Here is a 19,477-nt window from a genome sequence, read left to right as displayed (position 1 = left end):
CCGACATGGCACAGGCTCCTGTCTCCTACCCGCCCCTGCAGGGCGGGCAACTCGTGCTCGGCACGATCGCGGTGTCGCTCGCGGTGTTCATGAACGTGCTCGACACGTCCATCGCGAACGTCGCGATCCCGACCATCTCGGGCGACCTCGGCGTGTCGTCCGACCAGGGCACGTGGGTCATCACGTCGTTCGCGGTCGCCAACGCAATCTCGGTGCCGCTGACCGGCTGGCTGACCGACCGTTTCGGGCAAGTTCGCCTGTTCCTCGCGTCGATCATCCTGTTCGTCATCTCGTCGTGGATGTGCGGGCTGGCGCCGAGCCTGCCATTCCTGCTCGCGTCACGCGTGCTCCAGGGTGCCGTCGCGGGCCCGATGATTCCGCTGTCGCAATCGCTGCTGCTGTCGAGCTATCCACGCGCGAAGGCGCCGATGGCGCTCGCCCTGTGGTCGATGACGACGCTGATCGCGCCGGTCGCGGGGCCGATCCTCGGCGGCTGGATCTCGGACAATTATTCGTGGCCCTGGATCTTCTACGTGAACATCCCCGTCGGCATCGCCGCCGCGCTTGCCACGTGGTCGATCTACCGTACGCGCGAATCGACGGTGCGCCGCGCGCCGATCGACGGCGTCGGCCTCGCGCTGCTCGTGCTGTGGGTCGGCTCGCTGCAGATCATGCTCGACAAGGGCAAGGATCTCGACTGGTTCGCGTCGACCACGATCGTCGCGCTCGCGTTGATCGCGGTCATCTCGTTCGCGTTCTTCGTGATCTGGGAGCTGACCGCGGAACATCCGGTCGTCGACCTGTCGCTGTTCCGCATGCGCAACTTCACGGGCGGCACGATCGCGCTTGCGGTCGGCTACGGGCTCTACTTCGGCAATCTCGTGCTGCTGCCGCTGTGGCTGCAGACCCAGATCGGCTATACGGCCACCGATGCGGGGCTCGTGATGGCGCCCGTGGGGTTGTTCGCGATCCTGCTGTCGCCGCTGACCGGCAAGTTCCTGCCGCGCACCGATCCGCGCTACATCGCGACCGCTGCGTTCCTCACGTTCGCGCTGTGCTTCTGGATGCGTTCGCGCTACACGACCGGCGTCGACGAATGGTCGCTGACGCTGCCGACGCTCGTGCAGGGCATCGCGATGGCGGGCTTCTTCATCCCGCTGGTGTCGATCACGCTGTCGGGTCTGCCCGGCCACCGCATTCCGGCGGCGTCCGGCCTGTCGAACTTCGTGCGGATCATGTGCGGCGGCATCGGCACGTCGATCTTCCAGACCGCGTGGGACCACCGCAACAACTTCCACCACGCGCAGCTGGTCGAGCAGACGAATCCGTACAACCCGACGTTCAATCAGGCCGTCACTCAGATGGGCAATCTCGGGCTTACGCAGCAGCAGGCACACGGCCTGATCAACAACATGGCCACGCAGCAGGCTGCGCAGCTGGGCGTGAACGATCTGTTCTACATTTCGGCGGCGATCTTCGTGCTGCTGATCGGACTGATCTGGATCACGAAGCCCGAACGCGCGGGCGGCGGCGATGCGGGTGCGGCGGCGTCGGCCGCGCACTGAGCACCACGTTCAACGCAATGCACCCAACAAAAAACCCGGTCGATTTCGACCGGGTTTTTTGTGCCGGCGATGGCGCTTGCGCGCCTCGCATCACTCAGCCGTCACGACCAGCCGCTCCGGCGCGAGCACGCCATTCGCCTTGCGCGCCACGCCGAGCAACCGCGTTGCGTCGTACACGCGCACGCGCTCGCCCTCGCCCGCGTCGATCGGTTCGAGCGCCGACAGCGGTAGCCGCTGCCCGTGCAGAAACCGCTTCGCGCTGGCTTCGTCGAGACGCACCAGCGGAAACGTCGACAGCAGCGCATCAACCGGCTGCAGCCATGCATCGCGCGCCGATTCGGCCGCGTCCGACAGCGCGTCGAGCGTCACCGCATGCTCGAGCGTCAGCGCACCGACGCCCGTGCGACGCAGCATCGTCAAATGCGCGCCGCAACCCAGCGCTTCGCCGATATCCTCCGCCAGCGTGCGCACATACGTGCCCTTGCTGCAGGTCACGCGAAACGTCACGTCGGGCAGCTCGCACGCGAGTAGTTCGAGCAAGTGGATCGTCACGTTGCGGCCTTTCCGCTCGACGGTCTGACCGGCGCGCGCATATTCATACAGCGGCTTGCCGTCGCGCTTGAGCGCCGAATACATCGGCGGCACCTGCACGATGTCGCCGGTGAAGCGCACGAGCGCGGCTTCCACCGCCGCTCGATCGCATTCGACCGGCCGCGTGTCGATCACGTCGCCTTCCGCGTCGCCGGTGGCCGTGCGCTGGCCGAGACGCATCGTCGCTTCATAGGTCTTGTCGGCGTCGAGCAAATCCTGCGAAAACTTGGTCGCTTCGCCGAAACACAACGGCAGCAGGCCCGAAGCCAGCGGATCGAGCGTGCCGGTGTGACCGGCCTTCTTCGCGAGAAGCAGGCGCTTCGCGCGAATCAGCGCATCGTTGCTGGACAGGCCGACCGGCTTGTCCAGCAGGAGAACGCCGTCCAGCACGCGCCGGGGCACGCGCGGACGTTGGGGTGCTGCATTCGTCATAGGCCCGTCGAGCTCAGTCGTCCTTGGCAGGCGCGTCGGCCTCGTCGTCGTCCTTCGCGCGGGTCGAGTTCGCTTCCTTGATCAGGCGCGACATTTCGACGGCCTTCTCGATCGTCTGGTCGTAATGGAAATGCAGCGTCGGCACCGTATGAATGTGCAGGCGCTTGAACAGCAGGTTGTGCAGGTGACCCGACGCATGGTTCAGCGCCTCCTGCGTCTTGTCCGGATCGCCGGTGAGCGCCGTGAAATAGACCTTCGCGTGCGCATAGTCCGGCGTGAGTTCCACGCTCTGGATGGTCACGATGCCGACGCGCGGATCCTTGACCTCGCGCATGATGAGTTCGGACAGATCGCGCTGAATCTGGTCGGCGATCTGAACGTTGCGATTGGGGGAAGTACGTTTCCTGGACATGATCGATCCGTGATCCGTTTATCAGGATGAAGCGGCGGCCGTTTTCGGCACGCCACCATGAAAATGGGCGGGACAGGCCCAAGCCTGCCCCGCCCATGAGCCGATGCGCGACGATTACAGCGTACGCGCGACTTCGGTCACTTCGAAGACTTCGAACTGGTCGCCTTCGACGATATCGTTGAAGTTCTTCACCGACATACCGCACTCGAAGCCTTGCTTCACTTCCTTCACGTCGTCCTTGAAGCGCTTCAGCGATTCGAGTTCGCCCGTGAAGATCACGACGTTGTTGCGCAGCACGCGCACCGACGACGAGCGCTTGACGATACCGTCCGTGACCATACAACCGGCGACCGTGCCGATCTTCGGTACCTTGAAGACCTGGCGCACCTCGACCATGCCGGTGATGACTTCGCGCTTCTCCGGCGCCAGCATGCCCGACATCGCCGCCTTCACCTCATCCACTGCGTCGTAGATGATGTTGTAGTAGCGGATATCGATGCCGTTCGCCTCGGCCAGCTTGCGTGCCTGAGCATCCGCACGCGTGTTGAAGCCGATGATGACCGCCTTCGATGCCGTCGCGAGGTTGACGTCGTTTTCGCTGATGCCGCCCACCGCGCTGTGCACGATCTGCACGCGCACTTCGTCGGTCGACAGCTTGAGCAGCGACTGCACGAGCGCTTCCTGCGAACCCTGCACGTCGGCCTTGATGATGAGCGGCAGGTTCTGCACTTCGCCCTCGCCCATCTGCTCGAGCATGCTTTCCAGCTTCGCGGCCTGCTGCTTCGCGAGCTTCACGTCGCGGAACTTGCCCTGACGGAACAGCGCGATTTCACGTGCCTTGCGCTCGTCCGGCAGCACGATCACTTCCTCGCCCGCACCCGGCACTTCCGACAGACCCTGGATTTCGACCGGGATCGACGGGCCGGCTTCCTTCGTCGGCTTGCCGTTCTCGTCGAGCATCGCACGGACGCGGCCGTAGGCCGTACCCGCCAGCACGATGTCGCCGCGGTTCAGCGTACCGGACTGCACGAGGATCGTCGCGACCGGGCCTTTACCCTTGTCGAGCTTCGCTTCGATCACGATGCCCTTGGCCGGCGCTTCGACCGGTGCCTTCAGTTCCAGCACTTCGGCCTGCAGCAGCACGTTCTCGAGCAGATCGTCGATACCCGCGCCCGTCTTCGCCGACACCGGCACGAACGGCGAATCGCCACCGTATTCTTCCGGCACGACGCCTTCCGCGACCAGCTCCTGCTTGACGCGATCGGGGTTCGCATCCGGCTTGTCGATCTTGTTGATCGCGACGACGATCGGCACGCCGCCCGCCTTCGCGTGGGCGATGGCTTCCTTCGTCTGCGGCATCACGCCGTCGTCGGCCGCCACCACCAGCACCACGATGTCGGTCGCCTTCGCGCCGCGTGCACGCATTGCCGTGAACGCTTCGTGACCCGGCGTATCGAGGAACGTGATGACGCCACGCGGCGTTTCGACGTGGTAAGCGCCGATGTGCTGCGTAATGCCGCCCGCTTCGCCCGCTGCAACCTTCGCGCGGCGGATGTGGTCGAGCAGCGACGTCTTGCCGTGGTCGACGTGACCCATCACCGTGACGACCGGCGGACGCGGCAGTTGCTCCGCATCGGTACCGGTTTCGCCTTCGACGAGCAGCGCTTCCGGATCGTCCAGCTTCGCGGCAACCGCGCGGTGGCCCAGTTCCTCGACGATGATCATCGCCGTTTCCTGGTCCAGCACCTGGTTGATCGTGACCATCTGGCCCATCTTCATCATCACCTTGATGACTTCGGAGGCCTTGATCGACATCTTGTGCGCGAGATCGGCAACCGACACGGTTTCCGGCACATGCACTTCGCGAACGATCGGTTCGGTCGGCGCCTGGAACGTCGAACTGTCCTGGTGACGGCCGCGACCCTTCGGGCCGCCGCGCCAGCCGCGGTCGACGCCGCCGCTCGAGTCGCCGCGCGTCTTGATGCCGCGACGCTTCGATGCGTCGTCCTGCCAGCCGCCCTTGCCTGCGCCCGGCTTCTTGTTGCGGTCGCCCGCGCCTGCCGGCGCCTGCGTGGTGGCCGGAGCCGCCGCACCCGCCGGCTTCTTCACGGCCGGACGCGCCTGTGCGCCTTCCGGCTTCGCCGGCTTGTGCAGCGTGCCCTTCGCTTCAGCCGGCTTCGGCGGCTCGACCGGCTTCGGCGGCTCGACTGCCTTGACCACGGCCTTGCGCGGCGTGTTCATCATTTCGCGGATCGCGCGTGCTTCGGCTTCTGCCGCCGCGCGACGCTTGCTGATCTCTTCCTGCTCGGCGCGCGCCTTGTCGGCTGCCTCGCGGGCAGCGTCCTCGGCCTTCTTCGCCGCTTCGCGCTGCGCCGCGCGTTCGGCGGCTGCGCGTGCTTCGTCCTGCGCGGACTGCGTCGGCGTCGCTTCCTGCTCGGCAGCAGCAGCCTGCTGCGCTGCCGCCTGCTGCTGGGCTGCGGCGGCTTCCGCCGCGGCACGCTTCGTCGCCGCTTCTTCCTCGGCGCGACGGCGCTCGGCCTCGGCCGCTTCCTCGCGGGCGCGACGTTCGGCTTCCTCGCGCTCGAGGCGCTCCTGACGCTCGCGCAGCTCCTGCGCCTGCTTCTCGAGCAGCTCGGCCTCGCGGCGCGCCTCTTCCTCGCGACGCTTCAGTTCTGCATCGTCGTCCGCTTCGGCGACCTGCGCCTGACCCTGTTCCGCGCCGTCGGCCACGTCGTCGCGCTTGACGAACGTACGCTTCTTGCGGACCTCGACCTGAATGGTGCGAGCCTTGCCCGTCGCGTCAGATTGCTTGATCTCCGACGTATGCTTGCGGGTCAGCGTGATCTTGCGCTTGTCGCCGTCGGTTGCGCCGTGCGACTTGCGCAAATGATCGAGCAGACGCGCCTTGTCCGCTTCGGACAGCGCATCGTCTTCACTCGCTTTCTGGACGCCCGCTGCCTGCAGCTGTTCGAGCAGCACACCAGCAGGCATTTTCAGTTCCGCGGCAAATTGGGCTACGTTGTTACTCGCCATTCATTCCTCTTAGTGCAAGGACCGATTCCTTGCGGTTAGCATCGGGTCAGGCCATACGGCCGCCATCAAATCAGTGCGCCATGGTCATTTCTCACTGGAACCAATGTTCACGTGCTTTCATGATCAACGCCTTAGCGGCATCCTCTTCCATTCCGGTCATGTCGACCAGTTCATCTACAGCCAGTTCGGCGAGATCGTCGCGCGTCTGCACGCCGTGTTCGGCCAGCTTCGCGAGCAGCTCCGGCGTGATGCCGTCGAGGCTCTTGAGATCCAGCGCTGCATTCTCGACCTTTTCTTCGTTCGCGATGGCCATCGTCAACAGCGCGTCGCGTGCGCGGTTGCGCAGTTCGTGCACGGTGTCCTCGTCGAACGCCTCGATTTCGAGCATTTCGTTGAGCGGCACGTACGCGATTTCCTCGAGGCTCGTGAAGCCTTCGTCGATCAGGATGTCGGCAACTTCTTCGTCGACGTCGAGACGCGCCATGAACAGCGCACGCAGCCGGTCGCGCTCTTCGCCCTGCTTCAGCGCGGATTCGTCCGGCGTCATGATGTTGATCTGCCAGCCGGTCAGTTCGCCGGCAAGGCGCACGTTCTGACCGCTGCGGCCGATCGCGACAGCCAGTTCGTTCTCGTCGACGACGACGTCCATCGAATGCTTTTCTTCATCGACGACGATCGACTGGACGGCTGCCGGCGCGAGCGCGCCGATAACGAACTGGGCGGGATCTTCCGACCATAGCACGATGTCGATGTTTTCGCCACCGAGCTCGTTGCGCACGGCCTGCACGCGCGAACCGCGGATGCCGACGCAGGTGCCGATCGGATCGATCCGCTTGTCGTACGCGATCACGCCGATCTTCGCGCGCACGCCCGGGTCGCGGGCGGCCGCCTTGATCTCGAGCAGGCCCTGCTCGATTTCCGGCACTTCCATCTCGAACAGCTTCATCAGGAATTCGGGCGCCGTGCGCGACAGCTCGATCTGCGGGCCGCGCGCGGTGCGGTCGACCTTCGCGATGTATGCCCGCACGCGGTCGCCCACGCGCAGGTTTTCCTTCGGGATCAGCTGATCGCGGCGCAGCAGCGCCTCGACACGGCCCGATTCGACGATGAAGTTGCCCTTGTCGAGCCGCTTCACCGTACCCGTCATGATCTTTTCGCCACGCTCGAGGTAGTCGTTCAGGATCTGCTCGCGCTCCGCGTCGCGCACCTTCTGCAGGATCACCTGCTTCGCGGCCTGCGCGCCGATCCGACCGAATTCGATCGACGGAACGGGTTCCTCGACATACTCGCCGACTTCGACGTCGGGCTTCTGCTCACGTGCTTCGAACAGCAGGATCTCGCGATCCGGCTCCTGCAAGCCTGCCTCGTCGGGCACGACGAGCCAGCGACGGAAGGTTTCGTGCTCGCCGCTTTCGCGATCGATATGGACGCGGATTTCGGCGCCTTCGTCGAACAGCTTCTTGGAAGCGGACGCGAGCGCAGCCTCGAGGGCGCCCAGCACCACATCCTTGTCGACGTTTTTCTCGCGCGCCAGCGCATCCACCAGCATCAACACTTCGCGACTCATTATTTGCGGCTCCTAAAGTCAACTTGCGGAATCAGGCGGGCTTTATCGATATCGGCCAGCGTGAAATCCAGCATGGCTGCCTCGCCCTTCTTCCCCTCAAATTCCAAACCGATCGTTTCGCCATTCGGCGCGTGCAGAATGCCCCGGTACGTCTTGCGCCCGTCCAGCGGCTTTTTCAAGGTCACGGAAACTTCGCTGCCGGCGAAGCGCTCGAAGTCGGCCAGCTTCTTCAACGGGCGGTCGAGCCCCGGGGACGAGACTTCGAGCCGTTCGTAATCGATATTTTCGACCGTCAAGACGTGCTGGAGCTGACGCGTAACCTTTTCGCAATCTTCGAGCGAGATGCCGGCAGGCTGATCGATATAGATGCAAAGCATGCCGCGCCCGGTGCGCTCGAGTTCCACCAGCTCGTAGCCGAGCCCGGTGACCGTGGTTTCTATCAGTTCCGTCAGTTGCACAGTGTCCTCTCAGGTGTTCGCGCCCGCCGCTCGCGATTCACCCGCGGGCGCGCGCCTTAGCCGGCGCAGGAAGCGCTACCCGAGATGCCTAACCGTTTCAGCAAAAAAAAATGGGCGGAACGCCCATCTTCTTACTGGTGGTCGCACCTGAGCCGCACATTGAATCCGTACGCCCAGCGACTCCGCGATTATAGCGATTTTTGGCGCAAACGCCAAGCCAGCCGGTAAAAGCAGCGCGTCGGCCGCCTTTACGGACCGAAAATGCGAAATCGGGCTTGTCCGGTCGACCGGCGCATCCCGCCGCGCCGATGATCGGCATTGCCGCGGCACGCGGCATGGATACAGCCGAAGATCATCGACGCGATGCGTCGTGCCGGAAAAATCGGCCGGACGCCGATCGAGCCGGCACGCCGGCGGCTCTACGCCGCCGTGCCCCAATAGACGCTTAGCGGCCGCGCGTGCGGCTGCGCTGCGGACGCTGGCCACCGCGCGCGCCGCCGTTGCCGGCGCCGTCCGCACGATTGCCGTTCGGATTGCGATTGCCGCCACCCTTGCTGCCGCCGCGCTTCGGGCCCGCGCCATACGACGCGCGATTGCCGTCGACATCGCGACCACCGCCGGTGCGATTGCCGTCGCGGCCGCCGCCTGCGCGATTGCCATCACGGCCGCCGCCCGCGCGGTTGCCATAACCCGACGGCGCAACCGGCAGGCTGCCGTAGCCGCTCAGGCCCGGCAGACCCGGGCCGCCGCGTCGGCCACCGCCGCGACGCGGCTGGTCGAGTTGCCCGTGCGTCGTCAGCACCGGCTCGCGACTGATGAAGCCCATCGACGTCTCCATCGGGTCGGGCTGGCGACGCTCGGCCGGACCGGCACTGCCGCGCTTGCCCTTCTCCTCGGCCGGCGCCTTCAGGCCGACGGTTGCCATCAGCTTGCGCACCTGCGCGTCGTCGAGCTCTTCCCAACGACCGCGCTTCAGGCCGCGCGGCAGCGGAATCGGGCCGTGACGCGTCCGGATCAACCGACTCACCATCAGGCCGACCGCCTCGAACATCCGGCGCACTTCGCGGTTGCGGCCTTCGGCCAGCGCGACGTGATACCAGTGGTTCGTGCCTTCACCGCCGCCGTCGCGGATGCGCAGGAAATTCGCCGGACCGTCGTCGAGCTCGACGCCGTGCAGCAGCTTCTGCCGCATCCCTTCGGCCAGCTCGCCGACGACGCGTACCGCGTACTCGCGCTCGACGCTGTAACGCGGATGCATGAAGCGGTTCGCGAGATCACCGGAGGTCGTCAGCATCAGCAGACCTTCGGTATTGAAGTCGAGGCGGCCCACCGCGAGCCATTTCGCCGTCTTCATCGGCGGCAGACGGTCGAACACCGACGGACGGCCTTCAGGATCCGCGTGGCTGACGATCTCGCCGGTCGGCTTGTGATACAGCAGCACGCGCGGCGGCTTGTTCGGCAGCTTGCGCTTGACCGGCTTGCCGTTGATCCGCACCTGGTCGGTCGGCATGATCCGCTGGCCGATGTGCGCGGGCTCGCCGTTCACCGACACGCGGCCGGCGACGATCAGCTCTTCCATTTCGCGGCGCGAACCCATGCCTGCTTCCGCCAGCACCTTGTGGAGCTTCGGCGCGTCGTCGTCCGGCGACAGCACGCGCTTGTTCGCCGGCTGGCTGCGGCCGCGGCGCAGCATCGGCGCACGCACGCCGCTGCCGCCCGCGGAGTTGTCCGCGTCGAAGGCGGGCGACGTCACGTATGCGAACAGCTCGTCCTGGGACGCATCGCCTTCCGCCGCCTTCGCCGGGCCGCCTTCAGCCTTCGCCGCACCGCGACGGCCCTGGCCGCCCTGGCCACCCTTGGGTGCGCCTTCGCGCTTGGCGGCCGGCTTGCGACCGCCCTTGGCCGCGCCTTCCTTGCGCGGCGCACGCGCCGGCTGCGCGTCGACAGCGTCGGCCGGCTGCGCATCCGCGCCCTCGGCACCCGGCTGCTCGCCTTCGGCGCCCTTCGACTTGGCCGCCGCGCGACGCCGCGCGATCAGGCTGCGCGGGCCGCGCCGCAGACCGCGGCGGGGACGCTCGTCGCCACCCGCGGCCGAAGCATCCCGCTCCGGCGCATCGTCGGCACGCGCTGCCTGCACGGCAGGCGCGGACGATTCAATATCGTGGATATCTGTCAAAACAACCTCAAAATGTCAGGTCTCGCGCCCGGCGCGGGCGCGGCAAGAAGTTGGCCGCGATCAGGCGCGACGCTGTTCGGGTTCTGCTTCGTCGTCCGGCAGCGCGTCGGCGCCGATGGGCGCACTGGCGCTTCGCACGGCATCCGCGAGACTGTCGGACGTGTCGTCCAGCGCCTCGTCGTCCGCAGGACGGAGGCGGGATGCGTCGGCCTGATCGGCCTCGCCGGGCATGCCGCCGGCCGCTTCCGCTCCGTCTCCGGCAGCCGCTTCGGCGGCCGGCTTGCGATCTTCCTCGCTCCAATCCGCACGCTGCGGCTCGGGCTGCACATCGGTCGGCACTGCTTCGGCGCCAACCTGTTCCGTCCGTTCAATCTGTTCCGTTTGCCCGCGATCAGCATCGAGCGTATCGCGACCCGGAATTTCCTGCGTCGACGCGACGTCGGCCGCGGCATCGCCGGCCCCGTCGGTCGACTCGCCGGCGACTGCTTCATCCGCCAGCGCCTGCGGCGCGTCGGCCGCCGGCATGTCACCGTCGAAATCCATCGCCTGCTGCGCGAGCAGCGCGGCCTCGATGTTCGCAGCCGGCTCTTCGAGCGCGGGCAGGTCGTCGAGCGCCTTCAGGCCGAGATCGTCGAGGAACTGCTTGGTCGTCGCATACAGCGCCGGACGCCCCGGCACGTCGCGATGACCGATCACCTCGATCCAGCCGCGGTCCTCGAGTTGCTTGACCACCTGCGTATTGACCGTGACGCCGCGAATCTCTTCAATGTCGCCGCGCGTGACGGGCTGCCGGTACGCGATGATCGCGAGCGTTTCGAGCACCGCGCGCGAATATTTCGGCGGCTTCTCGGGATGCAGGCGATCCAGATAATGACGCATCGCCGGCTTGCTCTGAAAGCGCCACCCGGTCGCCAGCGCCACCAGTTCGACACCGCGACCGGACCAATCCTGTTTCAGGTCTTCGAGCAACGTGCGGACCGTGTCAGCCGACACGCCGTCGGCAAAGAGCTTGCGCAAATCGCCAAGCTTCAGCGGTTCCTGCGCACAGATCAAAGCAGTCTCGAGGACGATCTTCGCCTCTTGGGTATTCATGCAGCTAGGCCAGACCCTGTGGTCAAACGAACCGGATCAACAAACAGACGAAAGGAACGGAAGACGCGCTCGCCCGATTCTGATCGGTCATATTGATGGGAGCACGAACCGGGGGCGGCGAACCAACTTCAGGCCAGGCCCAAACCGGACGGAACAGCACGGCTCAACGACGGAACCGCGTGACTGAGCGCCATATTACGCAAAATTGCCCGGTGCGTAAAGATGAGTGGAACAGGCCGCCGCCCGGGCGGCGCGCCCGCTCCGTCCCCGCTTCAGCGGGCGCCCGCGCCATGCGCAAGGAACCGGCGCAGCCGCTCGACGCCCGCGTCGAGCCGCGCCGGATCGCACGCATAACACCAGCGCACGAACCCCTCCCCCTCCGGGCCGAACGCACGCCCGGGCGCCAGGCCGAGCCCCGCGTCGCGCACCAGCGTCTTGCAGAACGCCAGGCTGTCGGCCGCCCCCGGCAGCCGCAGGAACAGGTACATCGCGCCCGGCGGAGGCGGCACCTCGACGCCCGGCAGCGTCCGCAGCGCGGCGACCAGGTGATCGCGCGCGTCGCGCAGCGCCGTGACGAACGACCGCACGAACGGCTCGCCGTCGCGCAACGCGACCTCGGCCGCGGCCTGCACGAAGCCCGGCGCGCACGACGTGTTGTATTCGACGAGCTTCGACAGGTCGCCCATCACCGAGGCCGGCGCAATCAGCCATCCGAGCCGCCAGCCCGTCATCGCCCATGCCTTCGAGAACGAATTCACGACCACGACGCGCTCGTCGCGAGACGCGATGTCGAGAAACGACGGCGCGCCGCCCTCGTCGAAGGCAAGCCGCTCGTACACCTCGTCGGCGACCAGCCAGATGCCGTGACGACGACAATGGGCGAGCACGGCCAGCTGATCGTCGCGCGACATCGTCCAGCCGGTCGGGTTGTTCGGCGAGTTGATCAGCAGCATCCGCGTATCGGGCGTCAGCGCCGCGAGCAGCCGGCCGACGTCGAGCTGCCAGCCCGCGTCGCCGTAGCCGAGCGGCACGCAATCGACCTGCGCTCCCAGAATCTTCGGAATCTCGACGAGATTCGGCCACAGCGGCGTGACGGCGACGACACGCTCGCCCGGCCCGACCAGCATCTGGACGGCCAGCATCAGCGCACTCACGCCCGAACTCGTCACGGCGACCGTGTCGGCCGCCGTCGCACCGTGACGCGCGCTGACGTAGGCCGCGATCGCGTCGCGCAGCGGCGCCGTGCCGAGATTGTGCGTGTAGAAGGTCGCGCCGTCGCGCAGCGCCGCCGCCGCGGCGTCGCGGATGAAGTCCGGCGTCACGCGATCGGATTCGCCGAACCAGAACGGCAGCATGTCCGGCACGCCGAAACCGGCGTTCGCGACCTCGCGGATCAGCGACGGCCGCAGCGCATGCACCGCGGTGCGCGCCGCCGGCTCATCGTGCGGCGGGAAAAAACCTGCGGAATGCGTCATCGAGAACACCGCGGAGGAACACGATCCGCGTAGTGTACCGGCCGGCAAGCCGGACCGGCGCACGGCGGCGCACGTCAGTCGAGATCCTCGGCCCTTGCCGGCATCTGCCGCACGAGCTCCCAGATCGCCTGCGCGGCGGGCGACAACGACCGGTCGCGGCGGCGCACCAGCTCGACGGTGCGTTCGGTGCGCGGCGTGAGCGGCCGCGCGACCAGCGTCGAGCCGGCAGGCAGCGGCAACGACAGCCACGGCTGCACGCTCACGCCGACACCGGCCTCGACCAGCCCGAACACGGTCGCCGAATGCCCGAGTTCCTGCATGACCGTCGCGTTGACGCGATGCGTGGCCAGCGCCGCGTCGATCAGCGGCCGACTGCCCGACGCATGATCGAGCAGCACGAGGCGCTCGCCGTCGAGCGCCGTCCACGGCACCTCGGCCCGCGCCGCAAGCGGATGGTCGGCGCGCGCGACGAGGCAGAACGAATCGGTCATCAGCGGCTCGCAGACGATATCGGCGACCGTCAGCGGCCCGATCACGACGCCGAAGTCGACTTCGCTCGACTTCACCTTGCGCAGCACGTCGCTCTGCACGTCGTCGCGCAGGCCGAGCGTCACGAACGGGAACTGGCGCTCGCACGACGCCACCACGCGCGGCATCAGCCTGCAGGCGATCGTCGGGCTTGCCGCGACGATCACGCGCCCGCGACGCTGCTCGCCAATCTCGCGAATCTCGCGCAGCGTGTCGTCGAGATCGTCGAGCAGGCGCGACACGCTCGCGATCAGGTTTCCGCCGACGTCGGTCAGCTGCACGTCGCGCGTCGTCCGGTCGATCAGCTTCAACCCGAGTTCGGCCTCGAGCTCACGCACGCAACGGCTGACCGCGGACTGCGTGAGCCCGATCTCGTCACCCGCCCGACTGAAGCTCTTGAGCCGCGCGACCTCGATGAACACGCGAAGCTGGCGCAGCGTAACGTTCATGTCCCGACCTCATCAATCGCCGATATCGATGCGTGATTCTAATGTGCGAAGCCGTCCGCGGTGAGCGAATCTGGCCCCCGCCGTCCATGTTTCGCTGCGGTGCAATAGATTCGCAAACGCACGTGACATGGGCGAATTGCACAAGATTGGTGATTGTCCCGATTTGCTGACGGGTTATTTTGGCGTCTTATACGCCCCTAGCTGACTTAGCCGTTAGCTCGCTGCCAAGCGGCTCTCGAGGGATTCACCTCCGACATGGCACGCTTCGTGCATTACCTTGCGCACAGGGTGCAGGTTCGTCGGACGGAAGAGCAGAAACGCCGCTGCCGGCCAACCGGACGCCCCCACCCGGCACTCGACGCTCGAGTGCTTGAAGAGTGCGCGGCGCAGGGCAGCGCACCGGAGTTAGCTTCGCTGAGGTGAGGACATGATGCTGTTCGACGATTTGAGAGATAACGAGTGGGCGCTGGTCGAGGGTCTGTTTTGCTCGGAGCCCGCGCGGAGCGAGCGGCGCGGCCGTCCCCGCGTGGAAGCCCGGTCGGTGGTCAACGCCGTGCTGTGGGTGCTGTCGACGGGTGAAGGCTGGTCGAAACTGCCGGGCCGCTACCCGTCCCCGCCGACCTGCCGCCGCCGCTTCGACGAATGGCAGGCGGACGGTACGCTCGCCGAAATCGTGAAACGACTCGGCACGAGCGGCCGGCAAATCTCGCTGCGCGGACGCATCGGCGCAAGCGCGGCGAAGCCGCCCGCCCCGCCGAGCCGCGACCGGCTGCGCGGCGCCTTCTGGACCAATCCGGAATCCTGGCGCGCCCCCGTCAAGATGGCGTAACGAATGCTCGATCGGGCGGCTGCGGCCGCCCGGTGTCTTTCTGCGACGCGACTTCGTTGCGTCGCACGCTTTGCCGTCGATTACCGTTGTCGTGCCGCGAAACATCTATTTACCAATATTTACAGCAAGCCTGCACTCCCACGCTTACCTTAGCGTCATATCAACAGGCCGCACGGACGGCTTGAGAGGGAGCCCCGCCATGAAAACAATGTCACTGCTCGTTGCATGCGGCATTGTCGTTTCCGTGGCGCTGGCCGCTCCGGCCCATGCCGACGATCGCGCGAAGCCGCCCCATCGCCAGCAGGACCACCGCAACAGCCTCCGCCAGCCGCCGGCCGCCAACTCGTCGAGCCGGCAAACCGTGCCGCGCGGCGACTTGCGCGGCGATATCGCCAGCAACGCTCGGGCGCGGATCGGCTCACAGCCACCCGGCATGTCGCGTCATCCGTAGTCCTGTCGATTTCGAGATTTCGCCAAAGAAAATGCCCGGATCCGGGAACTGCGCCGCATGCGGCGAGTCACATCGTTGCCATGAGCACAGCGTGGCAGCAGCAAAAGTATCCGGTACGCCCGTATCCTCGCGATACGGGCTTTTTTTTGCATCGCCGGCCTGCGCGGCGATGCACGGGCCGGGATGAAGCCCGCTACAGGCGGCTTTCGAGAATCGCCACGGCGCCCGCTTCGCTCAATGCGTAGTCGTCCATGCGGCGATCAGTCCAGGAAAGTAATTTTTCGGCGCGCTCGAGGCGCGAGAATTCGGCTCGACCGCTGTCGGTCAGTACGGCAATGTCGACCGGTGCATGAAAGCCCGGTGCGGGGGCAACGGTCTTCTGCCTGACCGTGTCCATCAGCCCGAGCGAACGGAGATACTCGAACACGCCCGGGCGGCGTGCCCACGGTACCTGGCGGTACTGCACTCGTCTCAATGCGTCGAGCACCGCTTCGTTGGAATACGTGGCCATCTCGATTCTTTCTTAAAGTGCAGCGACAATGCGAAGCGGCGCACCGGGCGGGGTCTCCGCCCGCCGAAACCGCCACCGATTCTGGAGGCCAACGTTGTTCGGCGTCGCGTCAGGGCCGTCTCGTCAGCCGTCCATAAAAAGACACCATACCCCAATCAAATTGATTCTGTTCGATTCATTTGTACTTCTCTTCATCGGTTTCATGCTCTGCCGCAAGCAGCGTCGAACCATTTCGATCGCCGCCGCCGCGCTGTTCTGGCTGCTCGCGACGGGCTGGCTCGCGGCGCCGCTGATCGCGTGGACCGAGGCCGGCGTCACGCCGGTCGAGCGCCCCGACATGCATGGGCGCACCACGCTGATCCTCATCGGCGCCGGCACGCACCGCACCGACACCGGATTGCAGCCGCCGCCGGACGGCGTCGCGCGCATCCGCAAGGTGGCGGCGCTCTATCGCACGTGCCGGCAGCAGGCCCAGCGCTGCACCGTCGTGATGTCGGGCGGCGACCCGCAACATCACGGCGACACGGAGGCGGCCGTCTACGGACGCCAGCTCGTCGCGCAGGGCGTGGCGCCCGCCGACCTCGTGCTCGAACCGAACAGCCGCACGACCTACGAAAACGCGAAATTCACTGCGTCTATACTACGCTCACAGTATGACGACGCGCGCATTCTCGTCACGTCGTCGTATCAGATGCGCCGCGCCCTGCTCGATTTCCGCCGTTTCGGCATCGATCCGCAGCCCGTTTATGCGAATCTCCGCCGCGCGCAGACTGGCTGGCTGCCGCGCTGGCGCAATGTGGCCAACGCCGCGCAGGCGCTGCACGAGCTGGTGGGAATCGCGCAATTCCACGTGTATCGCTGGCTCGGCTGGTTTTGACGACACCGGGAAACCCGGCGCGAAAATCGCGGTGCCACCCGGATGGCAGACGCGTGACGAAGTGCGCGAAGCGTTGCGCGACTTCAACGAGGTCTTGCGTCGTGCGACGATCCGGTGCACATTGATCCGTCACTTTTGTTACACTCGACACGCACTCGACGGCAGTCGCCAGACAAAACGGCAACACTCGGGTTCATCACCACTTAGCGGAGGTAAAGCAATGAAGAAGACGTCCCTGGCTATCCTGGTAGCGATGTCGGCGCTGACTGGCGCAGCGTACGCGCAAGAGAGCACGCAGATTCAAACCATCACCGATCCGGCCAAGATCGCCGAGATCGAGCAGCGTGCACAAGCGCTGCAACAGCAACAAGCGGCCGAAGCGGCTCAGCCGGCGGCGCAGGAAGAGCATCACCACGGCAAGAAGGCTGCGCATCACAAGAAGGCCGCCAAGAAGGCGAAGGCTGCAGACGCTGCCAGCCAGTAAGTTCGGCGGCACCGCTTCAGCGAAAAGCCGAATCCGGGCAGCCGGGTTCGGCTTTTTTGGTTGCGGCGCCTGCGCGCTGTGCTAAAGTCGCGCACCGAAATTTTCCACCCGTGCGCACCCCGGTGCGGAGGACAGCATGAGCAACATTCAACTCGACATCGAGTGGACCGAAGCCGCCACTCGCCAGATCAAGCAACTGATGCCCCGCGGCTCGGCCGACGCGTTCCTCGCGCTACCGCCGATCGAGTGCCTGCCGATGGAAGGCGACGTGCTGTTCCTCGGCCCGCAAGGCAAGCAGCAACCGTTCATCGTTGCCGAGCGCCAGTATCACCATGACGGCGACGCCGACTGGACGATCATCCTGATCCTGGACGTACCCGGCACGTCGCACTGACGCGCCGCCCGCGACCGGACACGTCCGGTCGCCCTGGCCTGCTCGCGTTCAGAGGAGCTTCGACAGCACGCGGATTTCGGAACGCTCGATCCAGTCCGCGGCCGCCTCGCGATAAGCGAGAATATGCGCGGAACGCGCATGAGCAGCCAACGCCTCCTCGCTCTCCCAACGCTCGACGAATACGAACCGCGCGGGCTCCTTCAGATCCCGGTGCAAGTCGTACTGCAATGCGCCGGCTTCGTTGCGGGTCGGCTCGACGATACCCTCGAGCACGGTGCGCAGTTTTTCCTCCGCGCCCGGCTTCGCCACGATCAGCGCCACGACTGCAATTTCCGCCATTCCCGCCTCCTTCGTCCGAAAAAGTCCGAGAATACGCGAATCCCGCAGCGCGCATCGGCTACGCCGATACGGCATGACGATGGCACAAAAAAAATAGCCCGCGCTTCAGAGAAGCGCGGGCGAAACCGTCGCCCTACGAGGATAGGCGACGGGGCCATCGAGATCCGCACGCGGGTGCGGATCATCATCTGTTGTGCGGACGCTTGTCGCGTCGGCATGTGAAGGCATCGAGACCGTTGTTCGGCGCACGCGGCGCACGCTCCGGACGCTGACGCCAGCCTCCCCGTTCTAACGATTCCAACCTATAAAGCAGGTTACGTGCCAAGCTCGACATGCACGACACTCCTTTGATTTGTAAGGACAATTTTTTGGATCGGCGACAATGTGACACGTGTTCTGTCGTCGTAACGCCCGAATGTTACGTAACGTCACGAGGCGGGCCGAACCACTAGAACAATCGCACGCGCCAGCGAGCAGCCATGAAAAAAGCCCGCCGGATGGCGGGCTTTTCAGGAGTGCGGGAAACGCCGGGATCAGCGGAGCTGATTCACGAGCAATCCCATGATTTGCCGAGCCGGCGACGACGTGTCGATCGCGCCCGCATCGTCGACGACCGCGACACGCGTCTGATCGGCAGTGAGCGCCTTCACGTTGACGCGATACTGCTTCGCCTGCTTTTCCTTCTTGCCGTGGAACAGCTGGCTCCAGAAGCCCTGCTCGGCCGAGCTCAGATCCTTCGGATCGACATAGCGCACGAAATACAGCCCCTTCGAGCGATCGCGATCGTCGACCGTGAAGTTCGCGCGATCGAGCGCGAGACCGACGTGCAGCCACGACCGGTCGTACGGCTCGCCGAGCGTGACTTCGGACGGCACGGCCGCATCAGCCGCGTCGCTGCCTTGCGCCGACGTGCGCGACACGTTCTGCGCGGCGATTGCCGCAGCGGCCTTCGACGACGCGTCGGCATCGGCCTTCTTGTCTTTCGGTACTGCGTCGTCCTTGATGTTCGCGATCGGCGGTTCGCCGTTCTTCGCGCGCTGCTCGTTCTGCGCGAGCACGGCCATCAGCCGCTTCAGGTATTCCGTCTCGAGCGCCGGATCGTTCGGCTTCGGCTCCCACTTGCTCGAATCGTTGTTCGCGCCGGTGATCGCCTCGCGCATCCCCTTCTGGCTGATGAACACGTAGGTGCCGCCGTTCGGCGCCGAATCGAGACGCGTACGGTACTTGTTGCGCTCGGCCGTCACGTACGAATTGCCCATCGCCTTCGAGATCACGCTGCGGATCAGGCCGTCGTTGATCTGCGGATGGGTTTCGTTCCAATCGGTTTCCATCACGCCCTTGTCGCGCTGGTCGACGACGAGCAGGAAGCCCTGCTCCTGCCAGAAACGGCGAACCTGCGGCCAGATCGCGGCCGGTTGCTTGCCGTCGATCACAAGCCAGCTTTCGGTGCCGTCGCGCTGGATATGCATGCCGGCCACGGCCGGCGCGACGGTGTCCAGCGCGGGCGCGGCTTGCTGGACCTGCTTGAGCGCGGACAGGGAAGTCGCGCCGCCCTGGGGCGGCAGCGAACGCTGATCGGCCGTCTCGTCGAGCATGTTGGGCGGCACTGCGAGCGACGCTTCCTTCGATTTCGAATCGCTCTTGTAGTCCACTTTCGTGGGCGACGACGTACCGCAACCGGCGACGAGCGCGCCGGTGGCGAGCACTGCAGCGAACCGCATGGTAAGACGAAGATCAGTCATGTTCGGGGAATCCTCTTCCGCTAAATCACGGCGCTTTCCGTGGATCAACCGTGCATTTTACCGGGGCCGCGC

17 protein-coding genes and 1 pseudogene are annotated in these 19,477 nt (G+C 65.8%); 6 read left to right on the top strand and 12 right to left on the bottom strand.

Annotated features, from left to right (window positions below):
* The first annotated feature begins 5 nt into the window (after positions 1-5).
* Entirely contained in the window at positions 6-1,565 is a 1,560-nt protein-coding gene (locus GJG85_RS07520) for a DHA2 family efflux MFS transporter permease subunit (protein ID WP_050012486.1), read from the top strand.
* 90 nt (positions 1,566-1,655) lie between these two features.
* Here GJG85_RS07520 and truB read toward each other — a convergent pair whose 3' ends face one another.
* The 9 genes from truB to GJG85_RS07475 all read right to left on the bottom strand — a co-directional run bounded on the left by truB (position 1,656) and on the right by GJG85_RS07475 (position 13,778).
* On the bottom strand, positions 1,656-2,588 hold the full coding sequence (gene truB / locus GJG85_RS07515; protein WP_050012485.1) for a tRNA pseudouridine(55) synthase TruB: 933 nt from the start codon (positions 2,586-2,588) through the stop codon (positions 1,656-1,658).
* 13 nt (positions 2,589-2,601) lie between these two features.
* Positions 2,602-3,000: a 30S ribosome-binding factor RbfA gene (gene rbfA, locus GJG85_RS07510; protein ID WP_050012484.1), complete on the bottom strand. Its 399-nt coding sequence runs from the start codon at positions 2,998-3,000 to the stop codon at positions 2,602-2,604.
* A 114-nt stretch (positions 3,001-3,114) separates the two neighbouring features.
* Complete coding sequence (infB, locus tag GJG85_RS07505) at positions 3,115-6,033, bottom strand: translation initiation factor IF-2 (protein ID WP_050012483.1); 2,919 nt, start codon at positions 6,031-6,033, stop codon at positions 3,115-3,117.
* 91 nt (positions 6,034-6,124) lie between these two features.
* On the bottom strand, positions 6,125-7,600 hold the full coding sequence (nusA, locus tag GJG85_RS07500) for a transcription termination factor NusA (protein WP_006476166.1): 1,476 nt from the start codon (positions 7,598-7,600) through the stop codon (positions 6,125-6,127).
* Entirely contained in the window at positions 7,600-8,058 is a 459-nt protein-coding gene (rimP, locus tag GJG85_RS07495; protein WP_006476167.1) for a ribosome maturation factor RimP, read from the bottom strand. Before rimP ends, nusA begins: the two co-directional genes overlap by 1 nt.
* 445 nt (positions 8,059-8,503) lie before the next feature.
* Positions 8,504-10,234 carry a 23S rRNA pseudouridine(2605) synthase RluB gene (gene rluB / locus GJG85_RS07490; protein WP_089488386.1) on the bottom strand — a complete coding sequence of 577 codons (1,731 nt, stop codon included), beginning with the start codon at positions 10,232-10,234 and terminating at the stop codon, positions 8,504-8,506.
* Between the two features lie 60 nt (positions 10,235-10,294).
* On the bottom strand, positions 10,295-11,326 hold the full coding sequence (scpB, locus tag GJG85_RS07485; protein WP_050012481.1) for an SMC-Scp complex subunit ScpB: 1,032 nt from the start codon (positions 11,324-11,326) through the stop codon (positions 10,295-10,297).
* Positions 11,327-11,598: 272 nt separating this feature from the next.
* Entirely contained in the window at positions 11,599-12,801 is a 1,203-nt protein-coding gene (locus tag GJG85_RS07480; RefSeq protein WP_204383814.1) for a pyridoxal phosphate-dependent aminotransferase, read from the bottom strand.
* 74 nt (positions 12,802-12,875) lie between these two features.
* Positions 12,876-13,778, bottom strand: a complete 903-nt coding sequence (locus GJG85_RS07475; RefSeq protein ID WP_089488385.1) for a LysR family transcriptional regulator — start codon at positions 13,776-13,778, stop codon at positions 12,876-12,878.
* A 430-nt stretch (positions 13,779-14,208) separates the two neighbouring features.
* On the opposite strand from GJG85_RS07475, the pseudogene GJG85_RS07470 reads away from it, so the two are divergent.
* A pseudogene (locus GJG85_RS07470) lies at positions 14,209-14,595 on the top strand (transposase); the annotation flags it as partial.
* Between the two features lie 211 nt (positions 14,596-14,806).
* On the top strand, positions 14,807-15,058 hold the full coding sequence (locus GJG85_RS07465) for a hypothetical protein (protein ID WP_050012479.1): 252 nt from the start codon (positions 14,807-14,809) through the stop codon (positions 15,056-15,058).
* Positions 15,059-15,251: 193 nt separating this feature from the next.
* Here the strand turns inward: GJG85_RS07465 and GJG85_RS07460 are convergent, their stop codons facing one another.
* Positions 15,252-15,569, bottom strand: a complete 318-nt coding sequence (locus GJG85_RS07460; protein WP_050012478.1) for a hypothetical protein — start codon at positions 15,567-15,569, stop codon at positions 15,252-15,254.
* Between the two features lie 160 nt (positions 15,570-15,729).
* Here GJG85_RS07460 and GJG85_RS07455 point away from each other — a divergent pair, with 160 nt between their 5' ends.
* The 3 genes from GJG85_RS07455 to GJG85_RS07445 all read left to right on the top strand — a co-directional run bounded on the left by GJG85_RS07455 (position 15,730) and on the right by GJG85_RS07445 (position 17,324).
* Positions 15,730-16,446 (top strand): YdcF family protein, encoded by a 717-nt coding sequence (locus GJG85_RS07455; RefSeq protein ID WP_050012477.1) that lies wholly within the window; start codon positions 15,730-15,732, stop codon positions 16,444-16,446.
* A gap of 220 nt (positions 16,447-16,666) precedes the next feature.
* Positions 16,667-16,930: a hypothetical protein gene (locus GJG85_RS07450; RefSeq protein WP_050012476.1), complete on the top strand. Its 264-nt coding sequence runs from the start codon at positions 16,667-16,669 to the stop codon at positions 16,928-16,930.
* Between the two features lie 136 nt (positions 16,931-17,066).
* Complete coding sequence (locus GJG85_RS07445; RefSeq protein ID WP_034184019.1) at positions 17,067-17,324, top strand: hypothetical protein; 258 nt, start codon at positions 17,067-17,069, stop codon at positions 17,322-17,324.
* A gap of 48 nt (positions 17,325-17,372) precedes the next feature.
* Here the strand turns inward: GJG85_RS07445 and GJG85_RS07440 are convergent, their stop codons facing one another.
* Positions 17,373-17,663 carry a putative quinol monooxygenase gene (locus GJG85_RS07440; protein WP_050012475.1) on the bottom strand — a complete coding sequence of 97 codons (291 nt, stop codon included), beginning with the start codon at positions 17,661-17,663 and terminating at the stop codon, positions 17,373-17,375.
* A gap of 533 nt (positions 17,664-18,196) precedes the next feature.
* The gene (bamC, locus tag GJG85_RS07435; RefSeq protein ID WP_050012474.1) at positions 18,197-19,405 is read right to left on the bottom strand and encodes an outer membrane protein assembly factor BamC; all 1,209 of its coding nucleotides are present in this window, start codon (positions 19,403-19,405) and stop codon (positions 18,197-18,199) included.
* Positions 19,406-19,477: the final 72 nt, after the last annotated feature.

It is taken from the genome of Burkholderia sp. MS389 (genome assembly GCF_016899425.1).
Lineage (GTDB): Bacteria > Pseudomonadota > Gammaproteobacteria > Burkholderiales > Burkholderiaceae > Burkholderia > Burkholderia sola.
The sequence above is the reverse complement of the archived record's forward strand: the minus strand, read 5'-3'. Positions and strand labels throughout refer to the sequence as shown.

What these genes read in the sequence shown, in the direction of transcription:
- GJG85_RS07520 (WP_050012486.1), top strand. Translation starts at nt 6, where the DNA reads ATGGCACAGGCTCCTGTCTCCTACCCGCCCCTGCAGGGCGGGCAACTC.
- truB (WP_050012485.1), bottom strand. Translation starts at nt 2,588, where the DNA reads ATGACGAATGCAGCACCCCAACGTCCGCGCGTGCCCCGGCGCGTGCTG.
- rbfA (WP_050012484.1), bottom strand. Translation starts at nt 3,000, where the DNA reads ATGTCCAGGAAACGTACTTCCCCCAATCGCAACGTTCAGATCGCCGAC.
- infB (WP_050012483.1), bottom strand. Translation starts at nt 6,033, where the DNA reads ATGGCGAGTAACAACGTAGCCCAATTTGCCGCGGAACTGAAAATGCCT.
- nusA (WP_006476166.1), bottom strand. Translation starts at nt 7,600, where the DNA reads ATGAGTCGCGAAGTGTTGATGCTGGTGGATGCGCTGGCGCGCGAGAAA.
- scpB (WP_050012481.1), bottom strand. Translation starts at nt 11,326, where the DNA reads ATGAATACCCAAGAGGCGAAGATCGTCCTCGAGACTGCTTTGATCTGT.
- GJG85_RS07480 (WP_204383814.1), bottom strand. Translation starts at nt 12,801, where the DNA reads ATGACGCATTCCGCAGGTTTTTTCCCGCCGCACGATGAGCCGGCGGCG.
- GJG85_RS07475 (WP_089488385.1), bottom strand. Translation starts at nt 13,778, where the DNA reads ATGAACGTTACGCTGCGCCAGCTTCGCGTGTTCATCGAGGTCGCGCGG.
- GJG85_RS07465 (WP_050012479.1), top strand. Translation starts at nt 14,807, where the DNA reads ATGAAAACAATGTCACTGCTCGTTGCATGCGGCATTGTCGTTTCCGTG.
- GJG85_RS07460 (WP_050012478.1), bottom strand. Translation starts at nt 15,569, where the DNA reads ATGGCCACGTATTCCAACGAAGCGGTGCTCGACGCATTGAGACGAGTG.
- GJG85_RS07450 (WP_050012476.1), top strand. Translation starts at nt 16,667, where the DNA reads ATGAAGAAGACGTCCCTGGCTATCCTGGTAGCGATGTCGGCGCTGACT.
- GJG85_RS07445 (WP_034184019.1), top strand. Translation starts at nt 17,067, where the DNA reads ATGAGCAACATTCAACTCGACATCGAGTGGACCGAAGCCGCCACTCGC.
- GJG85_RS07440 (WP_050012475.1), bottom strand. Translation starts at nt 17,663, where the DNA reads ATGGCGGAAATTGCAGTCGTGGCGCTGATCGTGGCGAAGCCGGGCGCG.
- bamC (WP_050012474.1), bottom strand. Translation starts at nt 19,405, where the DNA reads ATGACTGATCTTCGTCTTACCATGCGGTTCGCTGCAGTGCTCGCCACC.